The following is an 11,002-nucleotide window of genomic DNA, read 5'->3' as shown; positions in this document are numbered from 1 at the left end:
TTAAAAAGGGATTTGTTTCCGATTTGTGCCAAAATGCCCTGTTTATTGTCGTGCCCGTCGCCAGCCGGCCGCTTGCGCTTCTGCTTCCGTGCAGAACCATCTTTCCCCGTATTCAGGGCTGATTTTCGTCTGCTGATAGTATTTTTGTCCCGGCACGTGATAAATGCGTTTGCCGGAGTTGATGCTGATATTGCCTTTGATCACGCAGTCGGAAGGCGCATGTGGCGACGCTGTTCGATTGTCGGCAATCGTGACGGTCGCATCACCCATATTCCTCGCCTGTTGACCCACCCCATCCGGCATGACGGCCCCAAGGCCGGCGCCGACAAAAACGGCACCCCCCAAAAGCAGGGGAACGAGTGACCGTCTCCGGCCGGAGCGCCATGGCCCCTTGACGATAGTGGAAGACCGTCGACCTCGGCGAGGCACGCGTCCGAACCTCATGCCTGGTCCTTGCCGGTTGCATAAAATTCGCTGAGGTTCAGATGCCCGGCAAGTTGATCGGGTCGGTAAGGCCTGCATAGTCCGAGCTGCGGGACCTCGCCCCCCTTGCATCGCTCAAGCACCGAAGGGTGGAGGGTGGCCTGTGGATTGATGGAACGCGGCTTGGTCCGCCACTTAATCTTCAGGGGACCGAGCGTGAAAAAATAGACCTCTGCGTGCTGCAGGCCCGCAGGGTCCGGCCATCGCATCAGCAGGTCCTCGCGAATATGGACGCTCGGCACGCATTCTTTCAGTTCTTCAATCATCCAGCCAAGTGCGATGTCACTCAGCCGGGATTCGTCCTCGGGATAGCTTCCGCCAACGTCGCTATGGCACCCCGCAAACCATACCTGCTTCAGCCACTCGGGTGTGCGACCATTGGTCTTCTCCGCTTCAGCGGCACTCCCCCAGGCGACGTTTGGAAAATCCGCGCGGCTCTCATCGATCGACAGCGCATGACGTGCGTGCATGACATCGGAATCGAGGTAACGATCGTAGTTTTTCTTGCTCCAGGTCGCCCAATGACCGTTTTTGTAGATTGCCCACCAATCGAGAGGGTTGGAGAATTTCAGCGGCTTGTCGGGGTCGGGTGAGAAGTATTTCCAGGCTGACATGAGAATGAGGATTGCACGGTAGGCAGCCAAACCCAGCGCGATGGTCAGTCCCGCCCTGACATACCAAGGCCAACCGTAGAACCACGCGGCCAAAACGAGCGTCAGCAGTATTGCGGCGAGAACGCTGGTGATGGTGTTAACGGTCTTGCTGTCGAGGGCCGCGACCGTATCAAAAACGCCGACGAAGGTCGGCTGCACATTGCCTTGTTCAGAAGCTTTTTCGCCTTCTGCTGCGCAGTCGTATTTGGCCCTGAACCGGCGACCTTTCTCCTCCCGCTGGGAGTAATAGGGTTCATCGCCTCTGGGGCGTCCAGCCCCATGGTTGTAGACGTATTTGACAGCGTCGGTGGCAATCTTGCGCAATTCCGGACCGTATCGGGGGACAGCTGATCCGTCCGGCATACGAGTAGGTATTCCGCAGAGGTTCATGACATTCGCCACGGAGCGGACGGTGTAGGCTCCCCGTGAAAACCCGAACAATAATACCCGGTCGCCAGGCTCATAATAGGCAATGATTTTCGCGTAGCAATCGATAACGTTGTCATCGATGCCATCTCCAACCCCGGCTTCGACGGCGTGTCGGATGCGATCCAGCAGGGTACCCGCATTTTCACCGGATCCGAGGCCGGGATCATAGAAGGCAACCTGCTCTTTGGGGGAGATGGGTGAGTCCGGACCGGGCCGCATGGCGCGGTACATCTTGTAGATGTTCGACAAGCATTGGTCCGGCCGCATGCCGCCAATTTGGCCAGTGCCGTCCGAAAATATCAGGATGTCTTTCGCCAACGCCACCCCCTGGTTCCCTATCCTCAGCCTACGATCAGAGCAGGAGCGGACTTTGCTATTGCGCGTCGGACTACTTGATGATGGTCAGGTGTGGTGTCCGCGTTTTGTCCTCACCCTTATGCGCCGTCGTTTTTAACTGGACGTCCAGACCCTTGCTCTCCATTAGCGCCATGTCGATGAGGTAGATGAGCAGCGCCTTGTCCTCGGCATAAGCCAAGCTCAATGCGCACTCCAGATGGTGTGTGATGCTGTTTTCGCTGCGATCTTTTTGTTCGCTCATTGCGGCCCCCTATGCGTCCCAATTGCCAGCATTCGCAACACAACAGGTGTGCGTGATTTCTTCGTGATTTTTGCGAGAAACATTCGTGATCGCCTCGCGATTCCACTAAGAAGACAATCGCTTGTGTGCAAACACTAGCGCGCGATGGCCTCAATGAGGCGTATGCGCCGCATCGTCGTCACGGGATAGTCATCGTCCAGAAAGCGTTCGAGATAAAAGTCCGGCTCAAGCTGCCGGAGCTTCCCGATGGCGCGCTGGAGCTCCGCAAGCATGCCGGCCTGCTTGTAGAGCGCCACCAGATACCGCAAGGGTGCGCGAAACGATGGACGTAAGATCAATGCCGCTTCGGCATGATCGATAGCGGCCTGATAGTCGCTGAGTGCGGCCGCCGCCATGCAGCAGAAGAACTCGACATAGGCGCGGTGTTCACCGGCTCCGGCCAAGGCCAGAGCCGTTAGTGCCGATTCTCGGCTCCCGTTAAGGTCTCCGAGAACCAGTCGGGTGTTGGACAGAACCGCATGATTGATCGCGTTGAGGGGATCGAATCCGACGGCACGACTGGCTAGTTGAAGCGAACTGCGATGGGAACCGCCGGAGAGATATTCGATGTGGGCACCGACGCCAAGCGCGATTGCGCTGCCCGGGGCCTGCCGGATTGCTTCCTGCGCCATTTCCGCGACATCAACCGGAGTGTCGAGGAAGCCGGTGTCACGGTGCTGGAAATTGGCCATGTTACGAAGAAATGCCCGCCATGCCAGGTATTGCGGACGTGGCTCGTACTCGTAGGCGTATTGGATATACCGATCACCTTCTGCGAGGCTTTTCTTGTCGAACTGAAAGATTAGGCCTCTGGCCTTGTCGGCAAGCAGCGCCGCACAGTTCGGAATGGCGAGCGCGTCATGGCGTTGACGCAGTGTCGACAGGATGGCCTCGACAAGCTGCGCGCAAACAGGATGGATGCGGTCGTCGTCGCCTTCTTTAACGGCGATGAGAAAGCTCTGTGTCCAGAAGATCCGATTTGACGCCGGGTGATAAATTGTCGCCGAGATATGAACCTGCCCAGGCTTCCGCATGGCGACAAGCGAAACACTGATCCCGCGCTGAGGTTGCGCCGTCGCGGTCGGCAATACGTCGCCCGGCGCCTGGAAAATACTGAAATCGGAAAAATCCAGCAGGGACGTCGTGGTCAGAGAGAGGAGATCGTGCAGGAGGATTTCGCTGTCGGGATGCAAATCGGTCTTGTACGTGAAGAAGATAGCCGGATTGCGTGGCTTGTGAGGTGACACGCTGGGGACGTGAGCCGCCCCCATGCCGTCGGTCAAGGCAAGTCTCTGATCGCGAATCCAGTCCTCGAACTCAGGGTCCTTGATGTCTAGGCCGTGGAACGCTTCTTCCTCGTCGTCTCCTGCGAGCGAAACAACAGATCGATTGTAGACGACGGTAAACAGCCGCGTGTCGAGGCCCACCGTTTCCCTGTCGGTCCGCAGCACCGTGGCGTGCGCCCCCAACGCCTTGCGAAGGCCTGTCAGGGTCTGACGCAGGCTCTCGGAAGCGTGTTTCGTATCCCGATCGCTCCAGAGCTTGTCCTGAAGCCAGGTCCGCGTCCGGATGTGGTCTTTGGTCAACGCCAGAAGGACCAGAAGAGCGCGTGCCTTCTTGCTCTTCGGAGTCACATCGGCTCCGGCATCATCCAGCAATTGCAACCTGCCGAAGACGTTCAGCGACAGCATGGGCATTTCCCACAGCGTGTTGTCGATGCCGGTAGCGGCATTATCGTGTGAACATGTCACCCGTTATATCGTTCACGTCAATGCCGGATTTGCCGGCTGGAACTTCACTCGTTACCGGCGCCATCATACCAGCCTTTTCCGCCGTCTTGAACGGATAGGGTGTCACGTCGGTAGTCTTGTCGGCATAGTCCGGAAAATCGGTCGCGACCCAGTTGCGGAAAGCAGCAATGCCTTTGGAAACCTGGAGCACGTAGTCCAGTGACTGCGTGTCGGCGACCGGTGAATTACTACCGATATTGTGGAAGTACTTCTTCGTCGCGACTTCGTCATAGGGATCATTCGGCACATCCGGCATAAGTTCGTCCGCCTGAGCAGCTTCCGGCGTTTTCGGGAGCACGGCCCGGCCCCAATCCAGGGCGCGCTGGTGGCAGGTGATGCAGGCAGATTTGGGGTTATCGACCGGACCATTGGTGCGTCCAAACAGACCGAGATGCTGCCGCGGCAATGCATAAAAGCGTGCCGCAACCGTTGGGTTTACCCAGCTTTCCTGGGGAACCATCGCATTCTGCAGATAAGTAGTGGCGGTCAGATCGGGATCGCTGCCCCAGATCAGTCCGACAGGTGCCAGGCGCTGGTAGGGTGTATCACCCGGCTGGGTGGCGTCGTACATGAAGGTTCCAAAAAACCATCCATTCGGCGAGCGCTTGTCCTTGACCGAGATGTCCATCTGCAGCAACCGCATCGTCATGATGCTGCCGTCCTTGCCGGCGGCGACCTGCCATTCCTTGGACCCGGCCAGAAACGGTACCTGTGAGGCAGGGGCTGAGGTGAAGAGCATTTTCATCCCCAGCGCGCCGTTGGCAAAGGCGAAGTCTTTCGTTTTCGGGAAGGTCGGGTCGCCCCAGATCTGGCCGAAGCCGTAACAGGCAACATCATTGTAGATACCCACCGCGAATGTCTGCTGCCAGTCTTTCTGGAGGGCATGCAATTCAAGGGGCCGCGACCAGCGTTCGCTGGTCATGCCGTGCAGAGGTTCCCGCAGCATGAAGAACCAAGGAGCATCGCACCAATGCTCTAGCTTGTTGTCCTCGATGCGCCAGTCGATGTCCGGGCGCGCATTGACCTTGGTGACATAGGCGAGGATCGCATTCATGTAGCCTGCGGGATCCTTGAAGGGATCGATCGCGAGCCATGGCAGCTTCGTGTTGTCCGGCATGGTCTGAGGGAAGTCGTAATGTATCTGGAACTTCCGCTCGCCTTCGCCGCCTTTCAAAGGCCTTGAACTGGAGCAATTGAAGAATGCTGTTGCCGCCGCTTCGTAGCTGGCGTCTGTTGGCTTCGGACAGTCCGCAAAAGCGGATCCGGCACACGCGCCAACAACAAACAAGATCGAAAGGATGAATATCTTCATAGCGACGGTCCCCAACTTCGCCAAGACTAACGCAACTTTAAGTCCAATAACCGGGAATTGTAAATCACTGACGATGATGTCTCAGAATTGAGCGGGTGTGCGAACGCGGGGAGGCCGGGACGCGCGCACTGGGCAGTTGATAAATGTCATGCACGTATGGCGTGCCGCAACCCGTTCACGTACACTTCACAACGACATCTCGCGGTTGCCGGAGACAGGGAGACTCCATGACGGTTCCCAAAAACATTGGCCACATGCTCAGTGCCCGCATCCGCAACGAGTTCCGGAAGGGAACGCCGGAAGCCGAGACCCTTGATCTGGTCCGGGCGATGTATGCGAGGCAGAACGATGCGGATGCGCTCAAAGCCTCCGGCAAAGATTTAAAGGCGCCTCCAAGCCGCCCCAACAGTAAACATATCCCGAGCGACGGAAGCAGCGACAACTAAAAGTATGCAATCCGGTTGTATCGGATTGAATTGTTCGAGCGTATCAGCATATCATCGGAAATCTGTTCTTTGAGGGGGAACCGCGATGCCGATACAACATCCGCATGAAGTTGATGTCATCGTAGGACGCAATGTCCGCATCCTGCGCACGCAAAAAGGCATTAGTCAGACAGAGTTGGCTGACGCCATCGGAATTACGTTCCAGCAAGTTCAGAAGTACGAAAAAGGATCCAACCGGATATCCGCAAGCCGGCTTCACCAGATTGCGGAGTTTCTCGGGATTGGGATTGCGACCTTGTTCCTGGGAACGGACAATGAAGGCAATGTCGAGAGCATTGTCCCGTTCAGTTCGGATGCCATCGCGTTTGCACGCATTTACGACAGCATCCAGTCGCCGAAGGTGAAGCAAGCTGTTCGGGGGTTTCTGCAGGCCGTGGCCGACAAGGACCACATGGCGGGCAAAGCGGCGGCTTCCAAGGCCTCCTGATAACCGGGTCAGCCCTTCGACATAATCTGTGTTGGCATCTGCCGCCGGCGACAGACGTGTGAGCTCCTGAGCCAGAGTGTTCCCCGAACGGTCTGCCGTCAGAAACAATGAAGAGTATCGGAGACATCAGCATCGCGCCGCCGCAGGCGGGATGTCGGGCATTCTCGTCACGCGAAGGGCGGAAGGAGGCCAGCCGCAGGAGCCTCAGCAAAGCGGCCCGCAGGGCGAGGCGGGATCGACCGGCCCCGCCCGCGCGTTCCGTATCTCCTCGACATCACCGCGGGTAAACCATTCGGCTTGCCCGTTTCAATGTGTTGCAGCCCTGAGGGCGTGAACCATTGCCGCCGCGCGGTTCAGCGATATCTCGGCAATGTCAAGCTCCAGGGATAATTCATGGAGGTCGCGCCCCGACATCCGCAGAATCTCTCGAAGAACGACATCCGAATTCTTCACCAACAACACGAGTTGCCAACCGCCCGGAGCGCGGGAGCCTTGCAGCCAATATCGCGCCGCCCGTTCACTCGCCCCCGTCCATTTCATGATCGTTTTGGTGGCGCGGGCGCTTTGCCCAAGTTCTTGTTGCAATGCTTGTGAGATGGTCTTGGCATACAGCTTCTGGAGCGTACGATCCCCTTGGGGAACAGTTGTGCCTGAAATCGGAACCATGTTGCACATCCTTTCATTGTATATTCCCGCACAGCGGCAACCCGGTGATCAGTTGTTGATATGTGATGGTTATCGACTGGAGACAAAAAAGCGGTGAGACAGCACCGCCTGTCAGGACGGGTATTCCTGCGGTCGCCTATGTTCGCATGTCCACCGAGCATCAGAAATACTCCACAGACAATCAGATTGCGGTCATTCGCAAATATGCTGAAAAGCATGGCTTCGAGATTGTTCGCGAGTATGCCGATGAAGGCAAAAGCGGTTTGCGCTTGGCCGGACGAGACGCTCTTCAAAGTCTGCTTAGCGAAATTGGCCAGGGCGAGGCCGACTTTGAAGCCGTGCTGGTCTATGATGTGAGCCGTTGGGGCCGCTTTCAAGATCCCGATGAAGCGGCGGAGGTGGAATTGCGGTGCAAACGGCACGGCATTCATGTCCATTATTGTGCCGAGCAATTCGCCAACGACGGAAGTATGGGATCTTCCATCATCAAGACTGTCAAACGCGCCATGGCCGGTGAGTACAGCCGCGAATTGTCGGTGAAGGTGTTCAACGGACAAGCAAACCTGATCCGTCTTGGATTTCGTCAGGGCGGCGCTGCCGGGTTTGGTCTGCGGCGTCAACTTGTCGATCAAAACGGCGAGCCGAAGGGGTTACTTCGCCGTGGCGAGCACAAGAGTATCGCGACGGACCGTGTCATTCTTGTTCGCGGGCCGGATACCGAAGTTCAGACGGTCAGGAGAATCTATAGCCTTTTCGTAAGCGATGGACTTTCCGAACAGGAAATTGCCGAACGTCTGAACAGGGAGGGCATTCTGACAGACCTTGATCGACCATGGACACGTGGGACAGTGCACCAGGTCCTCATCAATGAGAAATACATTGGTAACAATGTCTGGGGCCGTACCTCGTTCAAGCTGAAGCAAGCTCACGTGACCAATGCCGAGTCGGAATGGATCCGCTCGGACAGGGCGTTCGAGGGCATTGTTCCCGTGGAGCTGTTCGATGGGGCAAGAAAACGCATACAAACAAGGGATGCGCGCCTAACTGACGATGCGATGCTCGCCAAGTTGGCCAGAATTCTGGAACGTGAGGGCTACCTTTCAGGTCTGATTATCGACGAGGCCGAAAACTGCCCGTCCAGCAGTTCTTACTCTCACCGGTTTGGAAGTTTACTCCGCGCTTATGCTCTGGTCGGATTTCTGCCGGGCCGCGACTATCGTTACCTTGAAATAAATCGCGCACTGCGGCGAATGTATCCCGGCCTGATGGCCGAGGTGATCGAAGGCATACAGTCAGTCGGCGGTGTGGCCGATCAGTCACCGAGCGGTGACATGTTGACGATCAACTGCGAGTTCACGGCTTCAATTATCATTGTTCGTTGCATCGAGACGGCCGCCGGCTCATTGCGATGGAAGGTTCGCCTCGACACGGAACTGAGGCCCGACGTCACCGTCGTTGTTCGGATGGCTCCCGGCAATCTCCATCCGCAGGACTACTATCTTCTACCAATTCTGGACATGCACGATGCCGTCCTCCGGCTTTGCGAGTTCAATGGTTTGTCCTTTGACGCCTACCGTGTCGACGGCCTTTCGCGCTTCTATAATTTGTGCGCGCGCCGATTACTGCAGGAGATTGCTTGATGGTTGCTGTTCCAGCGCAAAAGGTCGAGATGATCCCGATCCACCGCATAACTGTTGTTAATCCTCGGCTTCGCAACAAGAAGCACTTCCGGGAAATCATCTCCAATATAGGGCAGATCGGGCTAAAGCGCCCCATAACGGTGACGCAGCGCATGGAGGCGGGTGAGTTGCACTACGACCTCGTGTGTGGTCAAGGGCGCCTTGAGGCGTTCCGAGCGCTGGGCCAACATCTGGTTCCGGCACTTGTCGTCAGCGCCAGCGCGGAGGATTGCCTCGTCGCGAGCCTTGTCGAGAACTGCGCGCGGCGGCAACATCGTGCCATTGATCTGCTCCAGGATATTGGTGCGATGAAAAAGCGCGGTCACAGTGTGCCGGAGATCGCGCGCATGACGGATCTGTCCGCTGAATATGTCTATGCGGTCATCCGCTTGCTGGAAGGAGGTGAGGAACGCCTTCTTCGTGCTGTCGAGGCCGGTCAAATCCCGTTCAGTGTCGCGCTGGAGATCGCGGAGGCGGAAGATCACGATATCCAGGCAGCGCTTCAGGTTGCCTATGAGCGAAAGCTTTTGCGCGGAAAAAAGCTTCTGACTGCAAAGCGCATAGTTGAACAACGACGGGCACAGGGCAAAGGCCTGAAATCGAAGAACAAGGCTTTTCCGCGCGCGATGTCTTCCGAGCGTTTGATGCAGGCGTTTCAGGAGGATGTTGACCGCAAACGTGTCATGATACGCCGAGCCGAAACGGCAAAGGCGCGTCTGAGCTTCATCGGTATGGCGCTTGGGCGATTGCTTGACGACGACCGCTTTCCCGCACTGCTCGCCGAAGAGGGGCTTGTTTCATTGCCCGAGGGAATTGCCAGAAGAGTCACAGACGAGAGGAGTGCCGTGAAATGAAGTCAACCCCGGTGCAGCTTTCGTTCGAAAATACCAGCTTGCGTATCCCGCTTGGGGAAATATTGCCGTTGAAGCAGTTAAGCGCGGCCGCATTGAAGTCAGTCAAATACGCCCAGATCGCAGCTTCGATCGCGGAGGTCGGAATCATTGAGCCACCGGTCGTTATCCGTGATCGCGTCGAACCGGAGAAATTTCATCTGCTCGACGGTCACTTACGTCTCGATATACTGGCGAAAAACGGAGAGAGGGACGTGGTTTGCCTCGTCGCAACGGAGGACGAGGCGTTTACCTATAATCGCCGGATCAGCCGGCTGGCCACGATCCAGGAACACCGGATGATCCTCAGGGCCATCGAAAAGGGTGTTCCGGAAGAACGGCTTGCACGAGCGCTCAATGTCAATATTTCCAGCATCCGTCACAAGAAAAACCTGCTGGATGGCATGTGTCCGGAAGCTGTGGACCTCTTGAAGGAAAAACACGTGCCTCTGAATACGATGGCCGAGCTTAAGAAAATGAAGCCCATGCGCCAGATTGAGGCCGCACAGCTCATGATCGCGATGAACAGATATTCGATCACCTATGCGCAATCTCTTGTGGCAGCCACCCCCGACACCATGCTGATCCGCCCAAAACGAAAGAAAGGGGTGTTGAGCGAGGAGCAGATCAATCTCATGGAACGGGAAAGCGCCACTCTGGATCGGGATTTCAAGGCTATCGAAGCCGACTACGGCACCGATAACCTCAATCTTGTTCTCGCTGTCGGCTATGTGAACAAGTTGCTTGGTAATGCGCGGGTCGTACGTTTTCTGGCCCAGTTTTACCCCGAGATTCTGGCTGAGTTTCAGAAGATCACCGAAATGCGCAAGGCAGCGTGACGTAACAACCCAAAGCGCCGGAAATTCCCAATTTCGATCTCACCCGCTCACGCTTGACATCGGAAAAGGCCAGCCGCAGCAGCCTCAGCAAAGCGGCCCGCAGGGCAAGTCGGGATCGACCGGCCCCGCCCGCGCGTTCCGCATAACTCCCTGTCTTCCCGGTAAAAGAAAAGCCCCGCGAGGGGCTTGAAGGCGGCCCGGCAAGAGGGCTGGACAGGATGTGGATTACCGTGAGAGCGCGATGTTGCGGGCCTTGCCCACCACGAACATGGCGATACCGCCAAGGATAAAGCCGATACCCGCCGTGAACAGCAGGTGTCCCCACAGCTCGCGTGCCAGCGGCTGGTCGCCTTCTACACCGCTGAACAGCACGTCCAGCGGGATGGCACCCAGCAGCGGAACGGTGGGACGGGTAAGGATACCGATAAACAGGCCGATCAGGCATAGCACGAATGGCAGGGACAGAACCATGGGACGGTGGAATGCGGACATGGGAGAACCTTTCGCAAGAGGACAAAGCGGCCGGAAACCGGCCCTGACACGAAAGGGATAGTCAAAACTCACGAGTTTTGACGGAGGCAGGGAAGAAGGGCGAAACGGCACATGTTCGCGGGTTTTCGATACGGAAAACCCTGTAGATTCAATATGTCTAAAATACGGGTTTTGGTGTTGCAAAACTCGTGAGTTTTGA

12 protein-coding genes are annotated in these 11,002 nt (G+C 56.8%); 5 read left to right on the top strand and 7 right to left on the bottom strand.

Going from position 1 to position 11,002, the window contains the following annotated elements; genetic code table 11:
• Positions 1–42: 42 nt before the first annotated feature.
• The 5 genes from ACU5AY_RS09060 to ACU5AY_RS09040 form a co-directional block, all read right to left on the bottom strand.
• On the bottom strand, positions 43–444 hold the full coding sequence (locus ACU5AY_RS09060) for a sunset domain-containing protein (RefSeq protein WP_446828810.1): 402 nt from the start codon (positions 442–444) through the stop codon (positions 43–45).
• Positions 441–1,883, bottom strand: a complete 1,443-nt coding sequence (locus ACU5AY_RS09055; RefSeq protein WP_446828809.1) for a DUF2235 domain-containing protein — start codon at positions 1,881–1,883, stop codon at positions 441–443. Before ACU5AY_RS09055 ends, ACU5AY_RS09060 begins: the two co-directional genes overlap by 4 nt.
• A gap of 70 nt (positions 1,884–1,953) precedes the next feature.
• Positions 1,954–2,163: a hypothetical protein gene (locus tag ACU5AY_RS09050; protein ID WP_446828808.1), complete on the bottom strand. Its 210-nt coding sequence runs from the start codon at positions 2,161–2,163 to the stop codon at positions 1,954–1,956.
• Positions 2,164–2,297: 134 nt separating this feature from the next.
• A complete protein-coding gene (locus tag ACU5AY_RS09045) occupies positions 2,298–3,893 on the bottom strand; it encodes a hypothetical protein (protein ID WP_446828807.1) in 1,596 nt (531 codons plus the stop codon).
• 40 nt (positions 3,894–3,933) lie between these two features.
• Positions 3,934–5,304, bottom strand: a complete 1,371-nt coding sequence (locus ACU5AY_RS09040) for a hypothetical protein (RefSeq protein ID WP_446828806.1) — start codon at positions 5,302–5,304, stop codon at positions 3,934–3,936.
• Between the two features lie 227 nt (positions 5,305–5,531).
• Here ACU5AY_RS09040 and ACU5AY_RS09035 point away from each other — a divergent pair, with 227 nt between their 5' ends.
• Both ACU5AY_RS09035 and ACU5AY_RS09030 read left to right on the top strand, forming a co-directional pair.
• A complete protein-coding gene (locus ACU5AY_RS09035; RefSeq protein ID WP_446828805.1) occupies positions 5,532–5,750 on the top strand; it encodes a hypothetical protein in 219 nt (72 codons plus the stop codon).
• An 85-nt stretch (positions 5,751–5,835) separates the two neighbouring features.
• The gene (locus ACU5AY_RS09030; protein WP_446828804.1) at positions 5,836–6,237 is read left to right on the top strand and encodes a helix-turn-helix domain-containing protein; all 402 of its coding nucleotides are present in this window, start codon (positions 5,836–5,838) and stop codon (positions 6,235–6,237) included.
• Between the two features lie 306 nt (positions 6,238–6,543).
• On the opposite strand, the gene ACU5AY_RS09025 is transcribed toward ACU5AY_RS09030, so the two are convergent.
• Complete coding sequence (locus ACU5AY_RS09025; protein WP_446828803.1) at positions 6,544–6,903, bottom strand: hypothetical protein; 360 nt, start codon at positions 6,901–6,903, stop codon at positions 6,544–6,546.
• A 65-nt stretch (positions 6,904–6,968) separates the two neighbouring features.
• On the opposite strand from ACU5AY_RS09025, the gene ACU5AY_RS09020 reads away from it, so the two are divergent.
• The 3 genes from ACU5AY_RS09020 to ACU5AY_RS09010 are packed head-to-tail and all read left to right on the top strand — an operon-like array spanning position 6,969 to position 10,311.
• Positions 6,969–8,543, top strand: coding sequence for a recombinase family protein (locus ACU5AY_RS09020; RefSeq protein ID WP_446828802.1), 1,575 nt, complete (start codon positions 6,969–6,971; stop codon positions 8,541–8,543).
• Positions 8,543–9,436 (top strand): ParB/RepB/Spo0J family partition protein, encoded by an 894-nt coding sequence (locus ACU5AY_RS09015; protein ID WP_446828801.1) that lies wholly within the window; start codon positions 8,543–8,545, stop codon positions 9,434–9,436. The genes ACU5AY_RS09020 and ACU5AY_RS09015 overlap by 1 nt, the downstream gene beginning before the upstream one ends.
• The gene (locus ACU5AY_RS09010) at positions 9,433–10,311 is read left to right on the top strand and encodes a plasmid partitioning protein RepB C-terminal domain-containing protein (protein ID WP_446828800.1); all 879 of its coding nucleotides are present in this window, start codon (positions 9,433–9,435) and stop codon (positions 10,309–10,311) included. The genes ACU5AY_RS09015 and ACU5AY_RS09010 overlap by 4 nt, the downstream gene beginning before the upstream one ends.
• Before the next feature lie 225 nt (positions 10,312–10,536).
• On the opposite strand, the gene ACU5AY_RS09005 is transcribed toward ACU5AY_RS09010, so the two are convergent.
• Positions 10,537–10,803, bottom strand: coding sequence for a hypothetical protein (locus tag ACU5AY_RS09005; RefSeq protein ID WP_446828799.1), 267 nt, complete (start codon positions 10,801–10,803; stop codon positions 10,537–10,539).
• Positions 10,804–11,002 lie beyond the last annotated feature (199 nt).

The organism is Rhizobium sp. PAMB 3174 (assembly GCF_052908375.1).
The sequence above is the reverse complement of the archived record's forward strand: the minus strand, read 5'-3'. Positions and strand labels throughout refer to the sequence as shown.

Excerpts from the sequence above, each read along its gene's own strand:
- ACU5AY_RS09045 (WP_446828807.1), bottom strand. The coding sequence starts at position 3,893 with ATGCTGTCGCTGAACGTCTTCGGCAGGTTGCAATTGCTGGATGATGCC.
- ACU5AY_RS09010 (WP_446828800.1), top strand. The coding sequence starts at position 9,433 with ATGAAGTCAACCCCGGTGCAGCTTTCGTTCGAAAATACCAGCTTGCGT.
- ACU5AY_RS09050 (WP_446828808.1), bottom strand. The coding sequence starts at position 2,163 with ATGAGCGAACAAAAAGATCGCAGCGAAAACAGCATCACACACCATCTG.
- ACU5AY_RS09015 (WP_446828801.1), top strand. The coding sequence starts at position 8,543 with ATGGTTGCTGTTCCAGCGCAAAAGGTCGAGATGATCCCGATCCACCGC.
- ACU5AY_RS09020 (WP_446828802.1), top strand. The coding sequence starts at position 6,969 with ATGGTTATCGACTGGAGACAAAAAAGCGGTGAGACAGCACCGCCTGTC.
- ACU5AY_RS09030 (WP_446828804.1), top strand. The coding sequence starts at position 5,836 with ATGCCGATACAACATCCGCATGAAGTTGATGTCATCGTAGGACGCAAT.
- ACU5AY_RS09005 (WP_446828799.1), bottom strand. The coding sequence starts at position 10,803 with ATGTCCGCATTCCACCGTCCCATGGTTCTGTCCCTGCCATTCGTGCTA.
- ACU5AY_RS09035 (WP_446828805.1), top strand. The coding sequence starts at position 5,532 with ATGACGGTTCCCAAAAACATTGGCCACATGCTCAGTGCCCGCATCCGC.
- ACU5AY_RS09060 (WP_446828810.1), bottom strand. The coding sequence starts at position 444 with ATGAGGTTCGGACGCGTGCCTCGCCGAGGTCGACGGTCTTCCACTATC.
- ACU5AY_RS09025 (WP_446828803.1), bottom strand. The coding sequence starts at position 6,903 with ATGGTTCCGATTTCAGGCACAACTGTTCCCCAAGGGGATCGTACGCTC.
- ACU5AY_RS09040 (WP_446828806.1), bottom strand. The coding sequence starts at position 5,304 with ATGAAGATATTCATCCTTTCGATCTTGTTTGTTGTTGGCGCGTGTGCC.